Genomic DNA, 24,029 nt, shown 5'->3' on the forward strand with positions numbered 1-24,029 from the left:
TAGCAGGAGCAAAGATAAAATGCCGTTACCCAGTTTCCTTGAGGTCTATGAAGGCCTGATTTCAACCTCTTCAATCAGTTCGACCGATGCGCGCTGGGATGAAGGTAATGAGCAGGTGATCGCAAAATTAGCCGATTGGCTCAGCGCGCTCGGTTTTTCGATTCAAATTGAGCAAGTCGCCCCGAATAAGCAGAACTTGATTGCCAAACTCGGTAGCGGTGAAGGCGGCTTATTATTAGCAGGACACAGTGATACTGTGCCGTTTGATGAGGGTCGCTGGAATTACAACCCGCATGCGCTCACGCAAGCCAATAATCGCTTCTATGGATTAGGAACCGCGGATATGAAAGGTTTCTTCGCCTTTATTTATGAAGCGGTGAAAAACGTCGATTGGCGCAAACAAACCAAGCCGCTGTATGTGCTGGCGACCTGCGATGAAGAAACTACTATGCTCGGTGCACGCCACTTTACCGAAAACGCCCCATTTAAACCGGATTACTGCATCATCGGTGAACCAACCAGCTTAGTGCCGATCCGCGCGCACAAAGGCCATGTGGCGAATGCCATTCGCGTTACCGGTAAATCTGGCCATTCATCCAATCCAGCGCTGGGGGTCAATGCGATTGAGATCATGCACGAAGTGCTGTTTGCTCTCATGCAGCTGCGCGATCGCTTAATTAAAGAATATCACCATCCGGGATTTGAAATTCCGACTCCAACGCTGAACCTTGGTCACATTCATGGTGGCGATAGCCCAAACCGAATTTGTGGTTGCTGCGAACTGCATTATGACGTTCGCCCTCTACCCGGCATTAGCTTAGATGGTTTAGATAACTTGATGCGTGACGCTCTACGTGAGGTACAGCAAAAGTGGCCGGGGCGCATTGAACTCGTCCCGCTGCATGACCCGATCCCCGGTTATGAGTGCGCTCATGATCACCCGTTTATTCATGGCATTAGCGAAATCTGTGAGCAAGAAGCACAGACCGTAAACTACTGCACCGAAGCGCCCTTCTTGCAGCAAATCTGCCCGACCTTAGTACTAGGCCCAGGCTCGATCGATCAAGCTCATCAACCGGATGAGTTTTTGGCGTTTGAATTTATTGACCCAACGGTACGCGTGCTATCACGAGCCATGCAGAAATATTGTTTCTAAATTGATCGCCCTGAGTTCAACCTCAGGGCTTTTTTGTAAGAAATTTTCAATAATTTGGTGTTTTTAGTTAAACAATCTCTGCACCTATGCGGATGACAATAAATGGAATCTTAGTCTTAACCGCAAGTCCACTGGACAAAATGGTCAAGATTGTGTAATTAACTGAACTCACATTGGATGTAATTTTTTTTCAAGGCAGGATGACAATGAACGAAAAATACGCTGCGCTCAAAAGTAACGTAAGCATGTTAGGACGACTACTCGGCCAGACAATTCAAGCCGCCGATGGTGACGTTATTTTAGCGAAAGTGGAAACCATCCGAAAACTTTCCAAATCTGCCCGAGCGGGCAACCAAGCAGACCGCGAGCTGCTGATCGAAGAGATCAAAAATCTTCCTAACCACCAACTGACTCCCGTGGCTCGCGCCTTTAACCAATTCCTGAACCTGACCAATATTGCCGAGCAGTATCACACCATCTCACGCCACTGTGAGAGCCACGTGAATGAGTTGGATGCGATTGGTAGCCTGTTTGCTAAACTGGCGCAGAAGTCGGTCAGTAAATTCGATACGGCGCAAGCCATTCGCGATCTCAACATTGAGCTGGTATTGACCGCTCACCCGACTGAGATCACTCGTCGCACCATGATCAACAAGCTAGTCAAAATCAACGAGTGTCTGTCCAAACTTGAGCTCAGCGACCTCTCTCCGAAAGAGCGCCATAAAACCGAGCGCCGCCTTGAGCAATTAATTGCCCAAAGTTGGCATTCAGATGTGATTCGTCAGCAGCGTCCAACCCCATTAGATGAAGCCAAATGGGGGTTCGCAGTCGTAGAAAACTCATTGTGGCACGCCGTCCCTGAGTTTTTGCGTGAGTTAGATGAACAGGTGAAATCTTACCTAGGTAAAGGTTTACCGATTGATGCACGCCCTGTGCATTTCTCATCTTGGATGGGTGGAGATCGCGATGGTAACCCCTTTGTGACCCACACTATCACTCGCGAAGTGCTGTTACTGTCACGCTGGAAAGCAGCCGATTTGTATCTCACCGATATCAATGAACTGGTCAGCGAACTTTCGATGACCAAGTGTAATGAAGCCGTACGCGCTTTAGCCGGCGAAGAGCACGAGCCTTATCGCGCCATCCTCAAGCCAATACGAAGCTTGCTGCAAGAGACGATTGAAATTCTTGATGCAAAACTCAACGGCCAAAAACTGGCAGTAAAAGCCCCTTTGCAAACCGCAGATCAGTTATGGGAACCGCTCTACGCTTGTTACCAATCACTGCATGAGTGTGGCATGGGCGTAATCGCAGACGGTTCCTTGCTCGATACCCTGCGCCGCATTAAAGCCTTTGGCGTACATCTGGTTCGCCTCGATGTTCGTCAAGAGAGCTCACGCCATGCAGAAGTGATCTCGGAACTGACTCGTCATCTCGGCATCGGCGATTACAATCAGTGGAGCGAGCAAGATAAAATCGCTTTCCTGACCACAGAGCTGAACTCAAAACGCCCACTGCTACCACGCGATTGGCAACCATCGCCTCAAGTTAAAGAGGTGTTGGATACCTGTAAGATCATCGCTGCGCAGTCCAAAGATGCCTTTGGCGCTTATGTCATTTCGATGGCGCGTACTGCATCGGATGTCCTCGCCGTGCACCTGCTGCTGCAAGAGGCAGGATGTCCTTATCGTATGGATGTTTGCCCGCTGTTTGAAACCTTAGATGACTTGAACAATGCAGAATCGGTGATCCGTCAACTGATGAACATCGATCTGTATCGCGGCTTTATTCAGAACCACCAAATGGTGATGATTGGTTATTCCGATTCCGCCAAAGATGCGGGGGTGATGGCAGCAGGCTGGGCGCAATACCGAGCGATGGAAGCGCTAGTGAAAGTTGGCGAAGAAGCGGGGATCGAACTCACTCTATTCCATGGTCGCGGCGGCACAATTGGTCGCGGCGGTGCTCCTGCACACGCGGCACTCCTTTCTCAGCCACCGAAGAGTTTGAAGGGCGGTCTGCGTGTAACCGAACAAGGCGAAATGATCCGCTTTAAACTGGGTCTACCTGAAGTGGCGGTCAACAGCTTTAACATGTACGCCAGCGCTATTTTGGAAGCCAACTTGCTACCCCCACCAGAGCCTAAAAATGAGTGGCGTGCGCTGATGGATATTCTGTCGGAAATTTCATGTAATGCTTACCGAAAAGTCGTACGTGGTGAGCCAGACTTTGTTCCTTACTTCCGTCAAGCCACACCAGAATTAGAACTCGGCAAGCTGCCATTGGGTTCCAGACCCGCCAAACGTAATCCTACTGGTGGAGTCGAGAGCCTGCGAGCCATTCCATGGATCTTCTCATGGAGCCAGAATCGTCTCATTCTTCCTGCTTGGTTAGGTGCGGGTGAAGCGATCCAAATTGCCATTAATGAAGGACACCAAGCGCTACTTGAAGAGATGTGCCGCGAATGGCCATTCTTCTCAACTCGCCTTGGCATGCTGGAAATGGTGTACACCAAATGCAGTGTAAGCATCGCGCGTCATTATGATGAGCGACTTGTTGAACCGACTTTGCGTCCATTGGGTGAAAAATTGCGCGCTCAATTACAGCAAGACATTAAAGTTGTGCTGAACGTTGAGAATAACGAGAACCTGATGCAAAGCGATCCTTGGGGACAAGAGTCGATTCGTCTGCGTAACATCTATATTGAACCACTCAACATGCTGCAAGCAGAACTGCTGTATCGTACCCGTCAATCAGAACTTCCTGCTCCAGAACTGGAAGAAGCCTTGATGGTGACCATTGCGGGAATTGCGGCGGGAATGCGCAATACTGGTTAACAAATCGCTAAATGTCAGTATAAAAAACTAAAAGGTCACAACTTTGTGGCCTTTTGTTTTACATTTTTGCATTATTGAGAATAATGTCAGTTTTTCGACTAATCAGCATATTTGTATTCCACTTTATGCTTATTATTTAGATATACTACGTTCCTTCTGTGATAAGTAATGTAAAGCAATCTCACAGTTAAAGTATGCAAAGACATACGCCACTCTAGGTGATAACCGGCTTTATAAGGTGACATAAGCAGACGAATTTTGCGCTGCAGGTATTTAAATGCGTTGATATGCGTGCCATTAGAAGCACAACAACCGTTTAGATAGAGGTTTATGTTGACTTAATTTTTGGATTGAAGACATGTCATTACCACACGTTATCCTTACTGTTCTTAGCACACGCGATGCAACCGGGTACGATATAACCAAAGAGTTTTCTGCTAGCATTGGCTACTTCTGGAAAGCCAGCCATCAGCAGGTATATCGTGAACTCAATAAAATGGGGGAACAGGGTTTAGTGACTTGTGTTCTGGAACCACAGGAAGGCAAACCAGATCGCAAGGTTTATTCTATAACCCAAGCTGGCCGCAGCGCTTTAGGTGAGTGGTTTGATCAACCAACCGCACACCCAACCGTGCGTGATGAGTTTAGTGCGAAATTGATGGCTTGTTCAGTACAATCGGCAGAACCTTACCGTCTGCAACTGGCTGAACTGGTTGAAGAATCGCGTAAACTGGTCGCTCACTATCAGGAAATCGAAGCCGCTTATTACGCTAACCCAGCCGTGTTAGACAAGCAGCAACGTTTAGAGCGTTTAACGCTACGTCGTAATTTACTGGTTCGCCAAGCATGGATTCAATGGGCGGACGAAGTGTTGGCAGAATTGAACGCGATGGCATAAGCCAAGCCAAACCTGTCGATGTAAAAAAGGATGATGTCACCATCATCCTTTTTATTTTTTGCTCAAGGGAGGAATGCGCACTTAAATACCGTGAGAGCAGAGATAGAGAGAGTCTCTAGATACCATCACCGCCGATAAATGTCTGCGAACGACCATTAAACTGCTGATCCATATCCAAAGAAGGCTTATCCGATTGTGGCCGTCCCACAATTCGAGCTGGAACCCCAGCAACTGTAGTATGGGGCGGTACAGCTTGTAACACGACCGAGCCAGAACCAATCTTCGCGCCTTCACCGACCTCAATGTTACCTAAGATTTTCGCGCCCGCACCAATCATCACCCCTTCACGAATTTTCGGGTGGCGATCGCCGCACTCTTTACCTGTACCGCCAAGCGTAACGTCCTGCAAAATCGATACATCATCTTCTACCACGGCGGTTTCACCAATCACGATCCCCGTCGCGTGATCGAGCATGATGCCGCGACCAATACGCGCTGCAGGGTGAATATCCACCTGACACGCCACTGATATCTGATTTTGGAAATAGGTCGCGAGCGCCTTACGCCCTTGTCGCCATAACCAGTTAGCCACCCGATAGCCTTGTAAAGCGTGATAGCCTTTTAGGTAAAGTAGCGGCATTGAGTACATAGAGACGGCAGGATCGCGGTTGACTGTCGCGCAAATATCACACGCCGCCGCTTCTGAGATACTCGGATCGGCAGCAAACGCTTCTTCAATCACTTCTCGTACTGCCATCGCAGGCATGGAGGCAGTGTTCAAACGGTTGGCCAGAATATAGCTCAAGGCCGCTTTTAAACTGTCATGCTTAATAATGGTGGCATGGTAAAAACTGGCGAGCATCGGCTCTTGCTCGGCTTGCTCGCGAGCTTCAGCGACAATAGTTTGCCAAACCTTGGTGTGTGCGCACTGTTTCATTACTTACTCAGTCCTAATCAAGACAGGGCAAGCTATACCCTATCGATTCAATTCCATCTCTTGCGCTGCGGATTAACGCTCCATCTTCTTATCTCGTGCCAGCAAATCCTGAGCGGCGAGTCGCGCATCTTTTCCTTGATACAATACTTGGTAAATTTGTTCAACTATCGGCATCTCAACGCCCATTCGTTTCGCTAGCATCCACACTTCTTTGGTGTTGCGATACCCTTCAACCACTTGGCCGATATCGGTTTGCGCGGTATCCACATCTTTACCTTGACCTAGTGCCAAACCAAAACGGCGGTTACGCGATTGGTTGTCAGTACAAGTCAGCACTAAATCACCTAATCCTGCCATACCCATAAAGGTTTCCGGCTGCGCGCCTAAAGCGGCGCCTAAGCGGCTCATTTCCGCCAAACCACGAGTGATAAGAGCGGTTCGCGCATTCGCGCCAAAGCCAATACCATCAGACATCCCCGCACCAATCGCAATCACGTTTTTTACCGCGCCGCCAAGCTGCATACCGATAAAGTCACTGTTGGCGTACACACGGAAAGTTTTGCTGCAGTGAATTTTCTCTTGCAGGTCACGTACAAATTGCGCATCCGGCGAAGCCACTGAAATCGCGGTTGGCATCCCCATCGCCAGCTCTTTGGCAAAAGTAGGACCAGAAAGCACCGCAAGGGGGTAGCTATCACCAAGTACATCATGGGCGACATCTTGGAGTAGCCGTCCAGTCTCAGGCTCTAGCCCTTTGGTTGCCCAGCAAATGCGGCTATCCGCACGCAGGTGTGGCTGCAAACTTTTCAACACGATACCAAACACATGGCTAGGCACTACCACCAGCAGATCACGGCTCGCTTGCACCGCTTTTTGCAAGTCAGTTTCCACAATCAGAGTGTCAGGAAAAGCAATTCCGGGCAAAAATTCATGGTTAGCGCGGTCAGCGTCAAGGCGCGCCATATGCTCTGCATCATGTCCCCACAGGACGATATTTGCGCCATTGCGCGCCAAAGAGATCGCCAGTGAGGTACCGTAGGAGCCCGCACCTATCACGGTCATTTCAACAGGTTTTCCGTAGCTATTGTGGTTCTGTGTTTCGCTCATTGTTCCGCCTATCGATAACGAAGTTGTGCTCTATTCTATACCCAAACATAGGCTATTGCAGTCTGCACCTTCTTCGCCAAGGCTGTCTCAGATAAAGAGTGCAAAAACCAATACTCGAGTGATAAACAAAAAATGCACATCGCGGTGGCGCTGTGCATTTTATTCTTACTGAAAACTCAATCGCGCGAATTATGCGTTCGCCGTTGCGCCTTCTTGAGCTTGCTGTTGCAGGTAGTTCATGAACAGCGCGTCAAAGTTAACTGGAGCAAGGTTCAGTTGTGGGAAAGTGCCTTTCACCACTAGGCTTGAAATGGTTTCACGTGCGTATGGGAACAGGATGTTCGGGCAGAAAGCACCCAAGCAATGGGCCAATTGGCCTGCTTCCATCTGCTCTGCACTGAAGATACCCGCTTGTTGTACTTCACACAGGAATGCGGTCTCTTCTGCGTTTTTCACAGTCACTGTCAGGCGCAGTACCACTTCGTAAACGCCTTGGCCCAGTTCACGGCTTTGCGTGTCGAGATCCAGTTTGACATCTGGGTTCCACTCTTTTTGGAACATCACTGGTGAGCTTGGCGCTTCAAAAGAGACATCTTTTAGATAGATACGTTGGATAGCAAACTGTTGTTGTGGGGCTTGTGCTGCTTCAGCCATGATTTCATCCTTAATTCAGATAATTCGGTTCAAAGGTCAATGTGTCCTGAGACTAACTGAGAGTGTGTGCGATCACTAGGTGGGCAAGCCATTACGTGGTAGATATCACAACTCTGAGCGTCAAGCGCTGATCTTTTCACCAGCGCCGACGGGGTGCTCTAAGGATTTAGCGTTTACCGCGTACCAAAGGCAGGTTAGCTTCATTCCAAGCAATCAAGCCATTTTTAAGAAGATTGACCTTCTCAAAACCGGCTTTGGTCAGTAAATCTGCACTTTCACGTGCGGTTTGACCTGTTTTGCATACCACAATAATGGGGTTCGATTTATGGCTTTCAAGGCCAGCCAAGTTACCCGCCTTGATGTCTGACGGCAAAATGTGAATTGCGTCGGTAATGTGGCCTTGTTTGAATTCATCTTTACTACGGATGTCGACTACTATGCCGTTTTCACGGTTAATCAACAGAGTGGCTTGGGTGGCCGTGACTTCTTGATAAGCCGCGGTGGCCGATTTGTAGATGCTGGCGATTAACGCAACCAAAATACCGATCCAAGCCAGTGAAAGGATCATATTTTGCTGAAAAAACTCAATGTACTCTTGCATATCCTGTGCTCTTGCAATGGGGATTCAAATCAGACAAGGAGTATAACGAGGTTGGCAGCATGACGCGAGCGCTTACCTCGTTAAAACTGGGCCTGAACAGGGTGAATATGTTGCAAACTGAGAATCCGATCAGGCTCGAGGGAACGGAAAGGCGGTGACCTTATCAATATGATCCTCGCCAAGCGCCAACATGATCAAACGATCAATACCCAAAGCCACCCCAGCACATTCTGGCAAACCGGCCTCCAGCGCCGCAATCAGATGGTAATCAATCGGTTGCTCTGTCAATCCCATCTCTAAACGCTTGGCATTATCCGCTTTAAAACGGGCTAACTGCTCGGCAGGGTTATCCAATTCATGGAAGCCGTTCGCGAGCTCAATCCCTTTAAAATAGACTTCGAAGCGATCAGCCACGCGCGGATCCGCCGGATTAATTTTGGCCAGCGCCGCTTGTGAAGCAGGAAAATCATACACAAATGCTGGTGTGATTTGGCCAATTTTAGGCTCAATGCCAATGCTAAACAGCAGTTGTAATAAGGTGTCACGATCCTCTTCAGGCTCTGCGATATCACTTAAACCCAGCGTTGCAGCCACTTGCTTTAACTCACGCATCTCCCCTTCGAGTGGGCAAACGCCAAGCACATTCAAAAACGCTTCTTGGTAAGTCATTCGCTCGGCACTGCCGCAACGCAGCACCAATTGCAATAAGGCGTCCATTTCATCCATCAAGGCATGGTGATCAAAACCAATCCGATACCATTCCAACATGGTGAATTCTGGATTGTGGTAACGGCCATTTTCTTCGTTACGAAAAGCTTTACCCAGCTGGTAAATACAACCACTGCCCGCGGCCAACAAACGCTTCATATGAAATTCAGGGCTGGTCATCAAGTGCAGTGCGCTGCCTTTGGCATACCCCGGCCCGACAAATTCCGTTTTAAACGTGTGCAGATGGATGTCCGTCACCGTGGCGTGGCTCATGGCTGGCGTTTCGACTTCCAGCACATTGCGCTCAGCAAAAAATTCACGAATCTGACGCAACAAGGTCGCGCGTTGTTTTAATTGGCTTATTGATGCGGTCGGCATCCAATCGGAATTAGTCATCGGTGGCTCATCACAAGAAACAGAGATAACGAATTGTACTCTTTCAGAACAAAAAGCCAAACTCAATTGTGACACCAGTCACATATAGGGCAAATAGTATGCTTAAGTTTGCAATACCGAAGCAAAAGCCCAACAGAATCAATTTTTCATTCTTCAAGCTCTCCTACACTACCCCTACCACTTAATGGGTGGTCAGGTGTTGAGTCAGTGAGTTCCATCTCAGTAACTTCCAAATCAATACTTTGAAAACTCTAGGTACTGAAACGAACTCAGTCCATAAAATAAAATAATCACACTGGAGGATAACTGTGCAAATTCTCACCACAGATATCGCAGTCATCGGCGCTGGTGGCGCTGGTCTTCGTACTGCTATTGCAGCGGCAGAAGCAAACCCTCATTTAGAAGTTGCTCTGATTTCTAAAGTTTATCCAATGCGTTCTCACACAGTCGCAGCCGAGGGTGGCTCCGCAGCAGTTATCAAGGATGAAGATAGTCTAGATAACCACTTCAACGATACCGTTGGCGGTGGTGACTGGCTATGTGAACAGGATGTTGTTGAATACTTTGTTGCCAATGCAACCCGCGAAATGATCCAGATGGAGCAATGGGGTTGTCCTTGGAGCCGTAAAGAGAATGGTGAAGTCAACGTACGTCGCTTCGGCGGCATGAAAGTTGAGCGCACATGGTTTGCTGCTGATAAAACCGGCTTCCACATGCTGCACACCCTGTTCCAAACTTCAATGAAGTACCCACAAATCAAGCGATTGGATGAGTACTTTGTGGTGGATTTGCTGGTTGATGAAGGTGAAATCCAAGGTTTGATTGCGATTCATATGTCGGAAGGCGAGCTGGTCACCATTAAAGCTAAGTCGGTTGTTCTAGCCACTGGCGGTGCGGGTCGCGTTTACCACTGCAATACTAACGGCGGCATCGTGACCGGTGATGGTATGGCGATGGCTTTCCGTCACGGTGTTCCTCTGCGTGATATGGAATTCGTTCAATACCACCCAACAGGCCTACCAGGCACGGGGATTCTGATGACCGAAGGTTGTCGTGGTGAAGGCGGTATTATCGTCAACAAACATGGCTACCGTTACCTGCAAGACTACGGTATGGGCCCTGAAACTCCAGTGGGTCAACCAAAGAACAAATACATGGAACTGGGTCCGCGTGACAAAGTTTCTCAAGCCTTCTGGCATGAGCAGCAAAAAGGCAACACCATCAAACACCCACTGGGTGATGTGGTACTGCTTGACCTGCGCCACTTAGGTGAAGAATACCTGCAAGAGCGTCTGCCATTCATCTGTGAGCTGGCCAAAGCGTATGTGAACGTTGACCCAGCAAAAGAGCCGATTCCAATTCGTCCAACCGTGCACTACACCATGGGTGGTATCGAAACCAATGGCGAATGTGAAACCCGCATTAAAGGTCTGTTCGCCGTGGGTGAATGTGCGTCTGTTGGTCTGCATGGTGCGAACCGTTTAGGTTCTAACTCACTAGCGGAATTCGTAGTCTTTGGCCGCGTTGCTGGTGAAAAAGCGGTTGAGCGCGCTGCAGAGTTTAAAGGCTGGAATGAAAAAGCCATCGCCGCACAAGTCAAAGCAGTTGAAGATCGCATCGCAGCACTGATGCAGCAAGAAGGCGATGAAAATTGGGCAACCATCCGTACAGAAATGGGTCACACCATGGAAGCGGGTTGTGGTATCTACCGTCAGGAAGATCTGATGCAAGAAACCATCGACAAACTGGCCGAGTTGAAAGAGCGTTACAAGCGCATCAGCATCAAAGACAAAGGCAAAGTGTTCAACACGGATCTGCTGTACGCGATTGAAGTGGGTTACGGTCTGGATGTGGCAGAAGCCATGGTTCACTCCGCTATCTTGCGTAAAGAATCGCGCGGCGCACACCAACGTCTTGATGAAGGTTGCACCGAGCGTGATGACGTGCAATTCCTCAAACACTCTTTGGCATTCTATCAAGAAGGTCAAACACCGAAGATCGATTACAGCCCAGTGAAAATCACCAAGTCGCAGCCAAAAGCGCGTCTGTACGGTGAAGCAGCCGAAAAAGCTGCCGCAGCTGAAGCGGCCGGAAAAAGCGTAGAGGAGCAAAAATAATGTCAGCACAACGTATTCAAAAAGTGGACATTCTGCGCTACGACCCAGCCAACGATGCAGAGCCACACATGCAACGCTTCGAAGTTCCGTTTGATGAAACTATGTCGGTACTGGATGCGATTGGCTATGTGAAAGATCACTTAGATAAAGATCTTTCTTACCGCTGGTCATGTCGCATGGCGATTTGTGGCTCTTGCGGCATCATGGTTAATGGTGTACCAAAACTGGCATGTAAGAGCTTCTTACGTGATTACCCAGAAGGCGTAAAAATTGAGCCACTGGCCAACTTCCCCATCGAGAAAGACCTGATCGTGGATATGACGCCGTTCATCGAGCGCCTAGAAGCGATCAAGCCATACATCATAGGTAACGATCGTAAGCCTGAAGACGGCACTAACCTGCAGACTCCAGAGCAAATGGCACGCTACAAGCAGTTTGCTGGTTGTATCAACTGTGGTTTGTGTTATGCAGCTTGTCCACAGTTTGGTCTAAACCCTGAGTTCTTAGGCCCTGCGGCACTCACTCTGGCGCACCGCTACAACCTCGATAGCCGTGACAACGGTAAAGCCGAGCGTATGAAGCTTATTAACGGTGATAATGGCGCTTGGGGTTGTACCTTCGTGGGTTACTGCTCTGAAGTGTGTCCAAAACACGTTGACCCAGCGGCAGCCGTAAACCAAGGCAAAGTGGAGTCCTCATTAGACTTCGTGATCGCGATGTTGAACCCAGATGGTTCACCGAAGAAAGTGGAGGCCTAAGGATGAGTAACCGTAAACCTTATGTTCGTGAAATGAAACGCACTTGGTGGAAGGATCATCCTTTCTACCGCTTCTACATGGTGCGTGAAGCGACGGTTCTGCCATTGATCCTGTTTACCCTGTTCCTCACCGTTGGTTTAGGTTCTCTGGTGAAAGGCCCTGAAGCATGGCAAACCTGGTTGGATTTTATGGCTAACCCACTCGTCATTGCGATCAACCTAGTGGCGCTGGCGGGAAGCTTATTCCATGCGCAAACCTTCTTTAGCATGATGCCACAAGTCGTGCCTATTCGTTTAGGCGGCAAACTGGTTGATAAAAAGATCATCGTGCTAGCACAGTGGGCGGCCGTGGCCTTTATCTCACTGATTGTTCTTATTGTGGTGTAAGGAGCTTATTGTGATTAATACCAACCCAAAACGTTCAGACGAACCCGTATGGTGGAGCCTGTTTGGTGCTGGTGGCACTTGGTTTGCCATGATCACCCCGATTACCGTTCTGGTACTGGGCATTCTTGCGCCACTGGGAGTGATTGATGCCGAAGCACTGAGCTATGAGCGCGTATCTAGCTTTGCAACCAGCATCATTGGTGCACTGTTCATCATCGGTACCTTAGCTCTACCAATGTGGCATGCCATGCACCGTGTTCACCACGGGATGCATGATTTGAAATTCCACACCGGTGTGGCAGGGAAAATCGCTTGCTACGGCTTTGCAACCATCATCTCCGCACTGGCGGTCGTGTTTATCTTCATGATCTAACATGAAACATCAAAAAGCTGGCTGACAACAGGCCAGCTTTTTGATTGCAAGGCTAAAACTACACGCATAAAAAAACCAACCGCAAGGTTGGTTTTTTCTTGTTACCGAGGTGATTACTTCACACGGCCAACGTATTCTGCAGAGCGAGTGTCCACTTTGATCACTTCGCCAATCTGTACGAAGAGAGGTACACGAACGACAGCGCCGGTAGACAGAGTCGCTGGTTTGCCGCCAGTACCTTGAGTGTCACCTTTCACGCCTGGATCCGTTTCAGTCACTTCTAGCTCAACGAAGTTTGGTGGAGTGACCGCGATTGGGTTACCATTCCACAGCGTCAGCATACAAGTGTTGTTTTCTACCAACCATTTCGCATTCTCGCCAACCGCTTTTGCATCTGCAGCAAGCTGTTCGAAGGTGCTGTTGTTCATGAAGTGGTAGAATTCGCCATCGTTGTACAGGTAATCCAGATCGATATCGACAACATCAGCAACTTCCGCTGTGTCACCCGATTTAAAGGTTTTTTCCAGAACTTTACCAGTAAGCAGCTTACGGATTCTCACGCGGTTGAATGCCTGACCTTTACCTGGTTTTACATACTCGTTTTCGAGAATGACACAAGGCTCGTTATCAAGCATAATTTTGAGACCGCCTTTAAATTCATTCGTGCTAACAGTAGCCATTTTTTCCTCTTACTATCTTCGAGTTAAAATCAATGCCGCACATCATAACCCGAAAAGTCATTTCTGTTGAGCAAAACTGGTTGCAACAGCTGGCAAACGCGATCTCCGATCCTCTGCAATTATTGCAGCAACTTGAGATCGATCCTTCGCCATGGCAAGACGGATTTGAAGCGCGCAAACTGTTTGCGCAGCGGGTGCCGCAAAGTTTTGTCGATCGCATGCAAAAAGGCAATCCTGCCGACCCACTTTTACGGCAAGTTTTACCGCTGAGTGCCGAATTTGAGATCCATCCCGGCTACTCGCATGACCCTCTGGATGAACAAAACAATACCGTGCCCGGCTTGCTGCACAAATATAAAAATCGCTGCTTATTGATCGTCAAAGGCGGTTGTGCCATCAACTGCCGTTATTGCTTTCGCCGTCATTTTCCCTATGAAGATAACAAAGGCAGCAAAAGCGCTTGGCAACAAAGTCTCGATTACATTGCGCAAAATCCACAGCTCAACGAAGTGATTTTCTCCGGCGGCGATCCGTTAATGGCCAAAGATCATGAACTTGCATGGCTGATGGAGCGTATCGCAGCAATTCCGCACATCAAACGGTTACGCATTCACTCGCGATTACCCGTGGTGATCCCCGCGCGCATCACCGATGAATTGGTTGAACTGTTCGCGCAAACCCGCTTGCAAGTACTGCTGGTGACACACATCAACCACGCCAATGAGATCAATCTTGAGCTTAAACAGCAGATGGCCCGTTTGCGAGCCGTCAATGTCACCTTACTCAATCAAGGTGTGTTGCTCAAAGGGGTCAATGACACGGTTGACGCACAAGTGTCGCTCAGCGAAACCTTGTTTGATGCAGGCATTCTGCCTTATTACTTGCATGTGTTGGATAAGGTGCAAGGCGCGGCGCATTTTTACGTCAGTGATGATAAAGCAAGGCAGATTATGGCAGGCTTGATTGAGCAGGTGTCAGGCTATCTGGTACCGAAATTAACTCGAGAAATCGGTGGCAGGCCCAGCAAAACACCGCTTGATCTGCATCTTGAATAAAGAAAAAAGCGTTGCCTAGGCAACGCTTTTTGTATCATTACTTCGCAAAGTTAATGATTGGGAAACACTTAAAGAAACCGTTGTCCGCACAGTTGATCAAACCAATCTGTACGCCTTCAATTTTTTCCGTTTTGTTGAATAGGCCAAACTGCACTGTTGAAGTGTTCGAGAAGTTGGCCGCACCTAAGTCAACGAGAGTGTTACCTTCTGAGTAGTTCACAAAGCTCAAGTTCGCGCCTTTCACATCATGAGTCAGGTTCACAAAACCTAGGTTCGCACCGTAAGTATTACCCGTGTTCCAGTTCAAAAGACCCAGAGATGCACCCGTCATCTCTTGGTTCACTTTGCTTGCACCGAAGAATAAGCCAAAGTTCACACCTGTGGTTTTGTCAGTTTCAGACAGGCCAAGAATCGAGAAATCAACCCCTTTGACTTCATTCACTTTACCGTGCAGTGCCGACAAACGTACACCCGCAACTTGGTTCGCATCTGGCGTGTTGAAATTATCGATAGAAGAGAACATAACTGGTGTTGAAGCCAATGCGGCTGGTGCAGCCATCGCTGCAGTAAGCGCCATCAAAGCAAACGGCTTGTTCATAAAAATAACCTCCAATCAGGATGGATAAGGGGGAAAACTAGGCAACATTATCCATATCTTGCATAAGGTAATGTGAATATTGTGTCATTTTTCCGCGCAGTTTATGGTCATGTTCTTGGTCATGCTGACCAAGCTTAACCAAGCTTAACCATGCTTTAGCATAACCACGGCATAAAAAAACCGGAGCTTGGGCTCCGGCTTTTCCTGCTAAGGGGGATGATTACATCATGCCGCCCATGCCACCCATGCCCATGTCTGGCATTGCTGGTGCATCTTTCTTCGGCAGCTCAGTGATCATCGCTTCAGTGGTGATCATCAGACCCGCAACAGACGCTGCGAATTGCAGAGCAGAACGAGTTACTTTGGTTGGATCCAGAATACCCATTTCGATCATGTCACCGTACACGCCCGTTGCCGCGTTGTAACCGTAGTTACCTTCACCTGCACGCACATTGTTGGCAACCACTGATTCTTCGTCACCCGCGTTTTTCACGATTTGACGCAGTGGCGCTTCCATCGCACGTAGTGCGACACGGATACCCACGTTTTGCTCTTCGTTGTCACCCACCAGAGAAGAGAGTTTAGAAGCTGCACGGATCAGGGCTACACCACCACCCGCAACAACGCCTTCTTCTACCGCTGCGCGAGTCGCGTGCAGCGCGTCTTCTACGCGATCTTTCTTCTCTTTCATTTCCACTTCGGTTGCTGCGCCCACTTTGATTACTGCAACGCCGCCAGCCAGTTTTGCTACGCGCTCTTGCAGTTTCTCTTTGTCGTAGTCAGAAGTGGCTTCTTCGATTTGTTGACGGATCTGCGCAACACGACCTTGGATCGCGGCTTGATCGCCAGCACCATCGATGATGGTTGAGTTCTCTTTGGTGATAGAAACGCGTTTCGCTTGGCCTAGGTCTTCCAGAGTCGCTTTTTCCAGCTCCAGACCGATCTCTTCAGAGATCACAACACCGCCAGTCAAGATCGCGATATCTTGTAGCATCGCTTTACGACGATCGCCAAAGCCAGGAGCTTTAACCGCTGCCACTTTCACGATGCCGCGCATGTTGTTGACAACCAGAGTCGCCAGCGCTTCGCCTTCCACATCTTCAGCCACGATCAGCAGTGGACGAGAGGCTTTCGCTACACCTTCCAGTACTGGCAACAGTTCGCGGATGTTAGAGATTTTCTTATCCACCAGCAGGATGAATGGGTTATCCAGTTCTACACTGCCTGATTCTTGGTTGTTGATGAAGTACGGTGACAGGTAGCCACGGTCAAACTGCATACCTTCAACCACATCCAGCTCGTCTTGTAACGCTTGGCCTTCTTCAACGGTGATCACGCCGTCGCGACCCACTTTTTCCATCGCTTCAGCAATGATGTTACCCACGCTAGAGTCTGAGTTAGCAGAGATAGTACCTACTTGCGCAATCGCTTTAGTATCGGCACAAGTCACTGACAGTGCTTTCAACTCTTCTACTGCAGCGATAACCGCTTTATCGATACCGCGCTTCAGATCCATTGGGTTCATGCCTGCCGCTACCGCTTTTAGGCCTTCGTTCACAATCGCTTGAGCCAGTACGGTTGCTGTGGTTGTACCGTCACCCGCAGCGTCGTTGGCTTGAGAAGCGACTTCTTTGACCATTTGTGCGCCCATGTTCTGGAATTTGTCTTCCAACTCAATTTCACGCGCAACCGATACACCATCTTTAGTAATGGTTGGTGCACCGAAAGATTTGTCGAGAACTACGTTACGGCCTTTAGGACCTAAGGTCACTTTTACCGCATCGGCCAGAATGTTTACGCCTTCTAGCATTTTTACACGAGCGTCATTACCAAAACGTACGTCTTTAGCAGCCATTTTTCATTTCCTTTCTAAATTCAGTTATTGATTTCGTTGGGATTCAGAATCAATTATTCAACGATTGCCAAAATGTCATGTTCAGCCAAGATCAGCACTTCTTTGCCATCGATCTTTTCTGTTTTTGTGCCGTAGCTTTCTGCGAAGATCACGGTGTCGCCTACTTTCACGTCCAAAGGTTGAACTGAACCGTTCTCTAGAATGCGGCCTTTACCAACTGCCAACACTTTACCGCGCGTTGATTTTTCCGCCGCAGAACCAGTTAGAACAATTCCACCAGCAGATTTTGATTCAACTTCTTGGCGTTCAACGATCACTCGGTCATGTAATGGACGAATATTCATCGGTCGTCTCTCCTGATTTAATTTTCCGTATGGTTGATAAAACGCTGATCATCAGCATGTGTCACATATGTGGGGGAACTTGCAGCATATCCCAAGGGGGCAAGCGTAAAAAAACGTGATTAATTTAACATTTTCAAACAGCAAATCGATCTGAGCAGGGTGGCGCTTTCGATCCTGCCGGTGATCGACGGCAGCCCGCTAGCGAGTCCTTAGGCATAGTAAATAGTTTGCTTTATTAAATTCGCATTCCATAATAACGGCAGCATAAAGAGGCACCGATCCAGCAACACCCAAAATGAATGGTGACAGACGCAATGACTCCGCTTAGAAACCACACCTTGTTAGGAAAATAAGAGACGATGAAAACGGTTGACCGCATTCTTCACACGCTCAAACGTGAAGGCACAGTAACCGCCAAACAGTTGGCTGAAGACCTAGGTATCACTACCATGGGCGCTCGTCAGCATTTACAAAGTCTGGAAGAAGAAGGTGTGCTGGCGTTTCATGATGTGAAAGTCAAGGTCGGTCGTCCGACTCGCCATTGGTCTTTAACCGCGAAAGGACACAATCAGTTTGCCGATCGTCATGGTGAGCTGACCATTCAAGTGATTGATGCGGTCGAGCATATTTTTGGTAAAGAAGGACTCGCCAAGGTGGCGGCGGAACGGGAAGCCCAAACCTTTGCTGCCTATCACAACGCCTTAGTGGGGTGCCACTCTCTACAAGAAAAACTCGAAGCTTTGGTTACCCTGCGTGAACAAGAAGGCTATATGGCCGAGTTAGAGCCGACGGCCGACGGCTTTATTTTGATTGAAAACCACTGCCCGATTTGCAAAGCAGCCACCCGCTGTCCCAGCCTGTGCCAATCTGAGTTGAATGTTTTTCGCCGTTTATTGGGCGAAGAATGCCATATCGAACGCCGCGAACACATTGTCGCCGGAGAGCGTCGCTGCACCTACTTTATTGCCGCGCGATAATCTCTCTCATGCTGTTTTTCGCCCTTTTCGTCTTATTTATAAGAAGGGCGATATTCGTTCCGCCGAACTGCGCAAAAATCGCTTAAGCTAGTATTGTTGACAAAAGCATCAGTTTAGCCAAAGGCGGAGGATTGCCACATGACGCCCCCACACTCACCCGAACCCTGTAATCAGGTGCTACCACCCTTTGATGAGTTGGTCGCCCTCGCAAAGCACCATCCTGATGCTTTTGATCAGTTTAAGAAGGAGATGTGCGAAGAGATGATCCTCTCTGCCTCGCACGCCATGCAGCAAAGGCTTTGGGCACAGCAGAGCCATATTGATCGCGTGGTGGGTCAATGTAAAAACCCCGTACACGCCAACGTAACTTTAATGCGTGAACTGAGCCAACAAATGGTGCGTTTTCGCAATGCATTGGAGGGCGATTTGCAGCAAGAAACCGTCGCGGATGTGGTGCCGTTTCGCCCGAGAATGGTTCAAGACGACGGCTGGCGATAACGCTCTCAGCCGAGATGGCAAAAGTGGCAAGAAACAATCACCACCGCTAAAAGCGGTGGTTTAGGGATGACAATAAAGAGAGGAGAGAAACCTCCTCTCTTACGCATTTGATACCGCTTATTGCTAGACTAGCTTTTTTTGATCCACTTCGGATCGGGGCCAAAACGGTTACTGCCATCCGTGCCAGAAAGAAATCCGCACTCCACCAAAATCCATGCACCACACAGTAACGCCACAAACGAGATAAGTGTTTCCAGCATCCCGGGTTGGGTATTCACGGCCAATTCTCCTGCCGGAATCGTCATGCGGCCAATCACAAGCGGCACATTGAGTAGCAACCACCAGCTGGATTTGTCACGATCATGCCAACGCTTAGCGGTAATCGCCAAATCTGGCACTAGGACTACTAGCAGAAAAACCGGCAAGATCAGGTGCGCAACATCGGGAAATAGCAGATTCGATCCCATTGCAAAGCCGGCAATCATGGCGTAGTAGCAAATATTCCACAGCCAGAAAGCTTGGCGACCAATACGCCCCTGAAAAGAAAACAACAGTGTTTGTAACGACATGACTTTTACCTAAACAAGGTCATCGATTGATGACTTTTTGAAAGCAGTCTGTATCCATATCTCGAATATTAATGGTCAAACTGCGCACATGGCTGGCTTTCGCCGCCAGAATCTCCATCAGCTTACGCGATAACTCTCGCTTTTGCTCAGGACTGCGTCCTGCCAGCAACTCAAAACTGAGGTGAATAAAATCAACGCTGTCGCCTTCATCCCCAATCAACCAATGGTGGCAGCGCAGCGCGCGAGATTTTACCGAACTTATTTCAAACAGTCCTGAATCAATCGCGGCTCGATGCAAATCTTCCAGCAATCCTTGCACATTGATGCGTTCATCGACTGAGTTTGAGTATTCCATAACGAGATTAGGCATTGGCAGTTCCTTGCTAACGGTGGATAAAAGTGGTTCCGACTTAGAGAGAGGGATAGTAATAACAAGTTAAACCACAAAAACCGAGCCACTACCGAATAATCTGTCACTCAGATCACTCGATTGCTGATTTGTCGCGTCAGTGAGATCCCATAAAGACATGATACGAGTCATGATCTGACGAATTTATTCTGCTATAGTCCTGCGAGTTTATTTTTTACATTGATTAGATATGGAGATATTCCTATGCGTCGTCCTGTTGTGATGGGTAACTGGAAACTGAATGGCAGCAAAGCTATGGTCACTGACCTGCTAAACGGCTTGAATGCAGAACTTGAAGGTGTTGCAGGTGTTGATGTTGTCGTTGCGCCACCAGCAATGTATTTGGATCTGGCTGAGCGCCTGATCAAAGAAGGCGGCAACAAGCTGATCCTGGGTGCACAAAACACCGATACTCACAACAGTGGTGCGTACACAGGTGATATGTCTCCTGCGATGCTGAAAGATTTCGGTGCTTCGCACATCATCATCGGTCACTCTGAGCGTCGTGATTACCACAAAGAATCGGATGAGTTCGTCGCTAAGAAATTTGCGTTCCTGAAAGAAAACGGCCTAACGCCAGTCTTCTGTATCGGTGAAACTGAAGCGCAAAACGAAGCGGGCGAAACAGAAGCGGTATGTGCTCGCCAAATCAACGCAGTGATCGATGCTTACGGCGTTGAAGCACTGAACGGCGCGATCATCGCTTACGAACCAATCTGGGCAATCGGTACGGGTAAAGCCGCGACAGCAGATGATGCACAGCGTATCCACGCGTCAATCCGTGCACTGATCGCTGCGAAAGATGCTGCAGTGGCAGAGCAAGTGATCATCCAGTACGGCGGTTCTGTAAAACCAGAAAACGCAGCCTCTTACTTTGCACAACCAGACATCGACGGTGCGCTGGTTGGCGGTGCATCACTGGATGCGAAAGGCTTTGCCGCGATCGCCAAAGCCGCAGCAGAAGCGAAAAAAGCGTAATTTGCGATTCTCGCCACTGATCGTTCAAGGCCAGCATAATGCTGGCCTTGTTGTTTTTAGCCCCTCGCAATTCACTCCCTAGGCTGCCTTCCCTAGTCCCTGTTTTTAAGTTCAGGTATGCTAGGCACCTTGTTTCCCTTCGTTGCCCAGCTTATGCACGATAAACACGGCCTGCTTTCTGCCCCCATCCCCCTCGTTTTACGGCAAATGACCGTACCGATGATTTTCGGCTTGGTGGCCATTTTGATGTTCAACCTCGTCGATACTTTCTTTATTTCCTTATTAGGCACACAGGCGCTGGCGGCAATCAGTTATACCTTTCCGGTCACCTTTGCGGTCAACTGTATTACCATGGGCATTGGGGTTGGGTTATCCACTTGCATAGGGCGCTTGCTCGGACAAGGCGATGGGCGACAAGCCGCGCGCGTGTCTAGTCATGGGTTACTGCTCGCCTTATTGCTAGTGGCCGCAGCTTCGACACTCGGTTTATTGACCATAGAACCGCTGTTTTTGCTGCTTGGTGCCAGCCATGAGCTGATCCCTCTTATCAAAGAGTACATGGTGGTGTGGTACCTCACGATTCCCCTGCTCGTGCTACCTATGGCCGGTAACAGCGCGATTCGCGCCACTGGCGATACCAAAACACCCGCCAAAATTATGATGCTGGCGGGGCTGATTAACGGCGCGCTCGACCCACTGCTGATTTTTGGCTACGGCCCATTTCCTGAACTCGGCATCCAAGGTGCTGCGATTGCTAGCGCTTTCTCTTGGTTGGGGGCATTAATCGGCTCACTCTATTTGCTGATCAAGCGTGAAAAACTGCTCGCCATACCATCGCTGCCTCATCTGCGCGATGACTGGCAACAGATTTTAAAAATCGGCACTCCGGCTGCGCTTTCTACCGCAATGAACCCAATTTCTGGCGCACTGCTGATGATCATGCTCTCAAGCCACGGCACTGCAGCGGTGGCCGCGTATGGTGCAGCGCAGCGCATTGAGTCGATTCTGATTTTGGTACTGATGTCGCTCACGTCTGCCCTCACCCCCTTCATGGCGCAAAATCTTGGGGCGCAAAATCCTGCACGCAGCTTTGCCGGACTCTTTCTGAGCCTACGCTTTTCTCTGCTGTTTCAACTGATGGTGTTTATCATGATGGTACCGCTGAGCATTCCACTGGCAGCGCTGTTTTCTCAAGAGCAAGCCGTGCGCGATCTGCTGTGGCACTATCTGTTAGTCGTACCGGTCAGCTACGGCTTCCAAGGCGTGGTGATGATGTTGGTTTCCGCCCTTAACGCCTTACATCAACCACTCAAGGCTTTTCAGTGGAGCTTTATGCGCCTGTTTGTGTTCACCCTACCCGCAGCTTGGATTGGCGGCAGACTGTACAACATTGAAGGGTTATTTATCGGTATTGCGGTGGGGAACATACTGGGCGGATTATTGGGTTATCTCTATGCGCTCAGATTGCGGCGTCAAACCCTTACGCCTGATTTGGATTAAGCTCGTTACAAGCCAATAGAGAATGCATGAAAAAAGCCGATGTCAACGACATCGGCTTTTTCAATTCTTAGAGTGCGAGAGCTCGCTTACAACAACTCATCTTCCTCTTCTTCGCCCAGATCCGCGCTCAGCGGCTCTTGCGAGATGATGATGCCAGTATTGTCGGCATACAGATAATCTTCTGGTAGGAAGGTGACACCGCCGAAGTTGACTGGAATGTCCACTTCACCGATGCCTTGCGAGGTTGCGCCGACAGGAATAGAAGCAATCGCCTGAATACCGATGCTCATCTCTTCCAATTCATCCACTTCACGGACACTGCCATACACCACAATGCCTTCCCACTCATTTTCTTCCGCTAGAGCCGCCAATTCTGCATCAATTAATGCACGGCGCAGCGAGCCGCCACCGTCAATCAGCAAAATACGGCCAAGACCATCTTGCTCAAGGGTTTCACGGATCAAGCCATTATCTTCATAGCACTTAATCGTGGTGATTTGACCGGCAAACGAAGCACAGCCACCAAAGTTGCTGAACATAGGCTCCACGACATCGACTTGGTCGAGATAGATATCACACAGCGCAGAAGTATTGTATTCCATAGCTTTGTTCTCTTAGCGAAAGTCTTCCAACGAGTATATAGAGTGATTGAGTCATTGCAATGACAGAGTGCAAATTAACTTGTCAGAGTTTGGGCAATGATCACTCCAACAAACAAAAGGTTGGTGATCACCGACGTTTTCACCACCACGGGCATCATGGGGGCAATTTGCGCGGGTTGCTCGGTAAACCAGACGGCTCGACCGTGACGAGTCACCACCGACAAACAGAGCAAAAAGGGCAAGCTGATCCACAGTGGTTTGTCTTGTAAAACGAGGTAACCAGCAAACGCGGCAACGGCACCAAACAACAAAGCAAAGTGATACTGCTTCGCACGCACTTGTCCCAAGCGCACCGCCACAGTGCGTTTGCCACACTGCGCATCGTTTTCAATATCGCGCATATTGTTGACATTCAGTACCGCCACCGCCAGTAAACCGCAGCCTAACGAAGGCAATAGCAAGCTCCATTCGATATAGCCGGTGTGTAAGAAAAAACTGCCGGAGACGCCAAGCAAGCCAAAAAATAGGAATACCGATAGATCGCCAAGCCCGACATAGCCATAAGGTTTATTCCCGACGGTATAAGCAATCGCCGCTAAAATCGCCAATACGCCTAAGCCAATAAATATCAGGATATTTTGCAGGTTATCAAAGGCATACAGCACCAATGCCAAGCCTGACACCATGGTCAGAATAACATTGATCGCCATGGCGCGTTTCATATCACTTAAGCTCACCGCCCCCGATTGAATGGCGCGCATCGGTCCCAAACGAGCATGGTTGTCGGTGCCTTTCACCGCATCGCCATAATCATTGGCAAGATTGGACAGAATTTGCAGCAAAGTCGCGGTCAGCAGAGCTAACACCGCGATCAGCCAGTGAAAATTTCCCGCGGAGAAGGCTAATGCACTCCCGGTTAAAATGGAGATCAGCGCCAGAGGCAAGGTTTTCGGACGCGCGGCATCCAACCAAATTTGCACAGAGTTATTCATGATAATGAGAGTACGATCAACATGGCGTCAGTATACGCGCAAAT

The 24,029-nt window shown here is 49.0% G+C and carries 25 protein-coding genes; 12 read left to right on the forward strand and 13 right to left on the reverse strand.

Annotated elements, in window-relative coordinates; all coding sequences use genetic code 11:
• The first annotated feature begins 19 nt into the window (after positions 1 to 19).
• The 3 genes from argE to GOU96_RS04540 all read left to right on the forward strand — a co-directional run bounded on the left by argE (position 20) and on the right by GOU96_RS04540 (position 4,891).
• Positions 20 to 1,156 (forward strand): acetylornithine deacetylase, encoded by a 1,137-nt coding sequence (argE, locus tag GOU96_RS04530; RefSeq protein ID WP_001130852.1) that lies wholly within the window; start codon positions 20 to 22, stop codon positions 1,154 to 1,156.
• A 206-nt stretch (positions 1,157 to 1,362) separates the two neighbouring features.
• Positions 1,363 to 3,993, forward strand: coding sequence for a phosphoenolpyruvate carboxylase (gene ppc, locus GOU96_RS04535; RefSeq protein WP_248430167.1), 2,631 nt, complete (start codon positions 1,363 to 1,365; stop codon positions 3,991 to 3,993).
• Between the two features lie 358 nt (positions 3,994 to 4,351).
• Complete coding sequence (locus GOU96_RS04540; protein ID WP_000056565.1) at positions 4,352 to 4,891, forward strand: PadR family transcriptional regulator; 540 nt, start codon at positions 4,352 to 4,354, stop codon at positions 4,889 to 4,891.
• Positions 4,892 to 5,006: 115 nt separating this feature from the next.
• Here GOU96_RS04540 and cysE read toward each other — a convergent pair whose 3' ends face one another.
• The 5 genes from cysE to epmA all read right to left on the reverse strand — a co-directional run bounded on the left by cysE (position 5,007) and on the right by epmA (position 9,294).
• Positions 5,007 to 5,828: a serine O-acetyltransferase gene (cysE, locus tag GOU96_RS04545; RefSeq protein ID WP_000806519.1), complete on the reverse strand. Its 822-nt coding sequence runs from the start codon at positions 5,826 to 5,828 to the stop codon at positions 5,007 to 5,009.
• A 72-nt stretch (positions 5,829 to 5,900) separates the two neighbouring features.
• Positions 5,901 to 6,935, reverse strand: coding sequence for an NAD(P)H-dependent glycerol-3-phosphate dehydrogenase (gpsA, locus tag GOU96_RS04550; RefSeq protein ID WP_000005325.1), 1,035 nt, complete (start codon positions 6,933 to 6,935; stop codon positions 5,901 to 5,903).
• Positions 6,936 to 7,124: 189 nt separating this feature from the next.
• Complete coding sequence (secB, locus tag GOU96_RS04555; protein WP_000796512.1) at positions 7,125 to 7,589, reverse strand: protein-export chaperone SecB; 465 nt, start codon at positions 7,587 to 7,589, stop codon at positions 7,125 to 7,127.
• Positions 7,590 to 7,755: 166 nt separating this feature from the next.
• The gene (locus GOU96_RS04560) at positions 7,756 to 8,190 is read right to left on the reverse strand and encodes a rhodanese-like domain-containing protein (RefSeq protein ID WP_001158897.1); all 435 of its coding nucleotides are present in this window, start codon (positions 8,188 to 8,190) and stop codon (positions 7,756 to 7,758) included.
• A gap of 129 nt (positions 8,191 to 8,319) precedes the next feature.
• Entirely contained in the window at positions 8,320 to 9,294 is a 975-nt protein-coding gene (epmA, locus tag GOU96_RS04565; RefSeq protein WP_000185041.1) for an elongation factor P--(R)-beta-lysine ligase, read from the reverse strand.
• A gap of 308 nt (positions 9,295 to 9,602) precedes the next feature.
• On the opposite strand from epmA, the gene frdA reads away from it, so the two are divergent.
• From frdA to frdD, 4 genes are read left to right on the forward strand one after another with little or no spacing between them, the layout of a single operon-like run.
• The gene (gene frdA / locus GOU96_RS04570; RefSeq protein ID WP_001166594.1) at positions 9,603 to 11,411 is read left to right on the forward strand and encodes a fumarate reductase (quinol) flavoprotein subunit; all 1,809 of its coding nucleotides are present in this window, start codon (positions 9,603 to 9,605) and stop codon (positions 11,409 to 11,411) included.
• Complete coding sequence (locus GOU96_RS04575; RefSeq protein ID WP_001276017.1) at positions 11,411 to 12,169, forward strand: succinate dehydrogenase/fumarate reductase iron-sulfur subunit; 759 nt, start codon at positions 11,411 to 11,413, stop codon at positions 12,167 to 12,169. Before frdA ends, GOU96_RS04575 begins: the two co-directional genes overlap by 1 nt.
• A 2-nt stretch (positions 12,170 to 12,171) precedes the next feature.
• The gene (gene frdC, locus GOU96_RS04580) at positions 12,172 to 12,555 is read left to right on the forward strand and encodes a fumarate reductase subunit FrdC (protein ID WP_000071094.1); all 384 of its coding nucleotides are present in this window, start codon (positions 12,172 to 12,174) and stop codon (positions 12,553 to 12,555) included.
• 10 nt (positions 12,556 to 12,565) lie between these two features.
• A complete protein-coding gene (frdD, locus tag GOU96_RS04585; RefSeq protein ID WP_000611152.1) occupies positions 12,566 to 12,928 on the forward strand; it encodes a fumarate reductase subunit FrdD in 363 nt (120 codons plus the stop codon).
• 113 nt (positions 12,929 to 13,041) lie between these two features.
• On the opposite strand, the gene efp is transcribed toward frdD, so the two are convergent.
• A complete protein-coding gene (efp, locus tag GOU96_RS04590) occupies positions 13,042 to 13,608 on the reverse strand; it encodes an elongation factor P (RefSeq protein WP_000246893.1) in 567 nt (188 codons plus the stop codon).
• A 32-nt stretch (positions 13,609 to 13,640) separates the two neighbouring features.
• On the opposite strand from efp, the gene epmB reads away from it, so the two are divergent.
• The gene (gene epmB / locus GOU96_RS04595; RefSeq protein WP_001120179.1) at positions 13,641 to 14,663 is read left to right on the forward strand and encodes an EF-P beta-lysylation protein EpmB; all 1,023 of its coding nucleotides are present in this window, start codon (positions 13,641 to 13,643) and stop codon (positions 14,661 to 14,663) included.
• Positions 14,664 to 14,700: 37 nt separating this feature from the next.
• On the opposite strand, the gene GOU96_RS04600 is transcribed toward epmB, so the two are convergent.
• From GOU96_RS04600 to GOU96_RS04610, 3 genes are all read right to left on the reverse strand, one after another.
• Positions 14,701 to 15,261 carry a VC2662 family protein gene (locus tag GOU96_RS04600; protein WP_001039513.1) on the reverse strand — a complete coding sequence of 187 codons (561 nt, stop codon included), beginning with the start codon at positions 15,259 to 15,261 and terminating at the stop codon, positions 14,701 to 14,703.
• A gap of 220 nt (positions 15,262 to 15,481) precedes the next feature.
• On the reverse strand, positions 15,482 to 17,116 hold the full coding sequence (gene groL, locus GOU96_RS04605) for a chaperonin GroEL (protein WP_000729140.1): 1,635 nt from the start codon (positions 17,114 to 17,116) through the stop codon (positions 15,482 to 15,484).
• A 53-nt stretch (positions 17,117 to 17,169) separates the two neighbouring features.
• Entirely contained in the window at positions 17,170 to 17,460 is a 291-nt protein-coding gene (locus GOU96_RS04610; RefSeq protein WP_001026274.1) for a co-chaperone GroES, read from the reverse strand.
• Between the two features lie 359 nt (positions 17,461 to 17,819).
• Between GOU96_RS04610 and GOU96_RS04615 the strand changes: the two genes are divergently transcribed.
• Together GOU96_RS04615 and GOU96_RS04620 are read left to right on the forward strand one after the other, a co-directional pair.
• Positions 17,820 to 18,437: a helix-turn-helix transcriptional regulator gene (locus GOU96_RS04615; RefSeq protein WP_001887300.1), complete on the forward strand. Its 618-nt coding sequence runs from the start codon at positions 17,820 to 17,822 to the stop codon at positions 18,435 to 18,437.
• 138 nt (positions 18,438 to 18,575) lie between these two features.
• The gene (locus GOU96_RS04620) at positions 18,576 to 18,935 is read left to right on the forward strand and encodes a DUF3135 domain-containing protein (RefSeq protein ID WP_019829437.1); all 360 of its coding nucleotides are present in this window, start codon (positions 18,576 to 18,578) and stop codon (positions 18,933 to 18,935) included.
• A gap of 128 nt (positions 18,936 to 19,063) precedes the next feature.
• On the opposite strand, the gene GOU96_RS04625 is transcribed toward GOU96_RS04620, so the two are convergent.
• Both GOU96_RS04625 and GOU96_RS04630 read right to left on the reverse strand, forming a co-directional pair.
• A complete protein-coding gene (locus tag GOU96_RS04625) occupies positions 19,064 to 19,504 on the reverse strand; it encodes a DUF805 domain-containing protein (RefSeq protein ID WP_000058340.1) in 441 nt (146 codons plus the stop codon).
• Positions 19,505 to 19,523: 19 nt separating this feature from the next.
• Positions 19,524 to 19,874, reverse strand: a complete 351-nt coding sequence (locus GOU96_RS04630; protein ID WP_001133286.1) for a 5-carboxymethyl-2-hydroxymuconate Delta-isomerase — start codon at positions 19,872 to 19,874, stop codon at positions 19,524 to 19,526.
• Between the two features lie 243 nt (positions 19,875 to 20,117).
• On the opposite strand from GOU96_RS04630, the gene tpiA reads away from it, so the two are divergent.
• Positions 20,118 to 20,891 carry a triose-phosphate isomerase gene (gene tpiA / locus GOU96_RS04635; protein ID WP_001254171.1) on the forward strand — a complete coding sequence of 258 codons (774 nt, stop codon included), beginning with the start codon at positions 20,118 to 20,120 and terminating at the stop codon, positions 20,889 to 20,891.
• Positions 20,892 to 21,008: 117 nt separating this feature from the next.
• On the forward strand, positions 21,009 to 22,391 hold the full coding sequence (locus GOU96_RS04640; protein WP_071179779.1) for an MATE family efflux transporter: 1,383 nt from the start codon (positions 21,009 to 21,011) through the stop codon (positions 22,389 to 22,391).
• Between the two features lie 86 nt (positions 22,392 to 22,477).
• Here the strand turns inward: GOU96_RS04640 and rraA are convergent, their stop codons facing one another.
• Both rraA and GOU96_RS04650 read right to left on the reverse strand, forming a co-directional pair.
• On the reverse strand, positions 22,478 to 22,993 hold the full coding sequence (rraA, locus tag GOU96_RS04645; RefSeq protein ID WP_000456236.1) for a ribonuclease E activity regulator RraA: 516 nt from the start codon (positions 22,991 to 22,993) through the stop codon (positions 22,478 to 22,480).
• A gap of 74 nt (positions 22,994 to 23,067) precedes the next feature.
• Entirely contained in the window at positions 23,068 to 23,985 is a 918-nt protein-coding gene (locus GOU96_RS04650) for a 1,4-dihydroxy-2-naphthoate polyprenyltransferase (RefSeq protein ID WP_001066162.1), read from the reverse strand.
• Positions 23,986 to 24,029 lie beyond the last annotated feature (44 nt).

The sequence above is a fragment of the Vibrio sp. R-1 genome, assembly GCF_035615595.1.
In the GTDB taxonomy this organism is placed as follows: Bacteria; Pseudomonadota; Gammaproteobacteria; order Enterobacterales; family Vibrionaceae; genus Vibrio; species Vibrio cholerae.

Excerpts from the sequence above, each read along its gene's own strand:
- argE (WP_001130852.1), top strand. The coding sequence starts at position 20 with ATGCCGTTACCCAGTTTCCTTGAGGTCTATGAAGGCCTGATTTCAACC.
- ppc (WP_248430167.1), top strand. The coding sequence starts at position 1,363 with ATGAACGAAAAATACGCTGCGCTCAAAAGTAACGTAAGCATGTTAGGA.
- GOU96_RS04540 (WP_000056565.1), top strand. The coding sequence starts at position 4,352 with ATGTCATTACCACACGTTATCCTTACTGTTCTTAGCACACGCGATGCA.
- cysE (WP_000806519.1), bottom strand. The coding sequence starts at position 5,828 with ATGAAACAGTGCGCACACACCAAGGTTTGGCAAACTATTGTCGCTGAA.
- gpsA (WP_000005325.1), bottom strand. The coding sequence starts at position 6,935 with ATGAGCGAAACACAGAACCACAATAGCTACGGAAAACCTGTTGAAATG.
- secB (WP_000796512.1), bottom strand. The coding sequence starts at position 7,589 with ATGGCTGAAGCAGCACAAGCCCCACAACAACAGTTTGCTATCCAACGT.
- GOU96_RS04560 (WP_001158897.1), bottom strand. The coding sequence starts at position 8,190 with ATGCAAGAGTACATTGAGTTTTTTCAGCAAAATATGATCCTTTCACTG.
- epmA (WP_000185041.1), bottom strand. The coding sequence starts at position 9,294 with ATGACTAATTCCGATTGGATGCCGACCGCATCAATAAGCCAATTAAAA.
- GOU96_RS04575 (WP_001276017.1), top strand. The coding sequence starts at position 11,411 with ATGTCAGCACAACGTATTCAAAAAGTGGACATTCTGCGCTACGACCCA.
- frdC (WP_000071094.1), top strand. The coding sequence starts at position 12,172 with ATGAGTAACCGTAAACCTTATGTTCGTGAAATGAAACGCACTTGGTGG.
- efp (WP_000246893.1), bottom strand. The coding sequence starts at position 13,608 with ATGGCTACTGTTAGCACGAATGAATTTAAAGGCGGTCTCAAAATTATG.
- epmB (WP_001120179.1), top strand. The coding sequence starts at position 13,641 with ATGCCGCACATCATAACCCGAAAAGTCATTTCTGTTGAGCAAAACTGG.
- GOU96_RS04600 (WP_001039513.1), bottom strand. The coding sequence starts at position 15,261 with ATGAACAAGCCGTTTGCTTTGATGGCGCTTACTGCAGCGATGGCTGCA.
- groL (WP_000729140.1), bottom strand. The coding sequence starts at position 17,116 with ATGGCTGCTAAAGACGTACGTTTTGGTAATGACGCTCGTGTAAAAATG.
- GOU96_RS04610 (WP_001026274.1), bottom strand. The coding sequence starts at position 17,460 with ATGAATATTCGTCCATTACATGACCGAGTGATCGTTGAACGCCAAGAA.
- GOU96_RS04615 (WP_001887300.1), top strand. The coding sequence starts at position 17,820 with ATGAAAACGGTTGACCGCATTCTTCACACGCTCAAACGTGAAGGCACA.
- GOU96_RS04620 (WP_019829437.1), top strand. The coding sequence starts at position 18,576 with ATGACGCCCCCACACTCACCCGAACCCTGTAATCAGGTGCTACCACCC.
- GOU96_RS04625 (WP_000058340.1), bottom strand. The coding sequence starts at position 19,504 with ATGTCGTTACAAACACTGTTGTTTTCTTTTCAGGGGCGTATTGGTCGC.
- GOU96_RS04630 (WP_001133286.1), bottom strand. The coding sequence starts at position 19,874 with ATGCCTAATCTCGTTATGGAATACTCAAACTCAGTCGATGAACGCATC.
- tpiA (WP_001254171.1), top strand. The coding sequence starts at position 20,118 with ATGCGTCGTCCTGTTGTGATGGGTAACTGGAAACTGAATGGCAGCAAA.
- GOU96_RS04640 (WP_071179779.1), top strand. The coding sequence starts at position 21,009 with ATGCTAGGCACCTTGTTTCCCTTCGTTGCCCAGCTTATGCACGATAAA.
- rraA (WP_000456236.1), bottom strand. The coding sequence starts at position 22,993 with ATGGAATACAATACTTCTGCGCTGTGTGATATCTATCTCGACCAAGTC.
- GOU96_RS04650 (WP_001066162.1), bottom strand. The coding sequence starts at position 23,985 with ATGAATAACTCTGTGCAAATTTGGTTGGATGCCGCGCGTCCGAAAACC.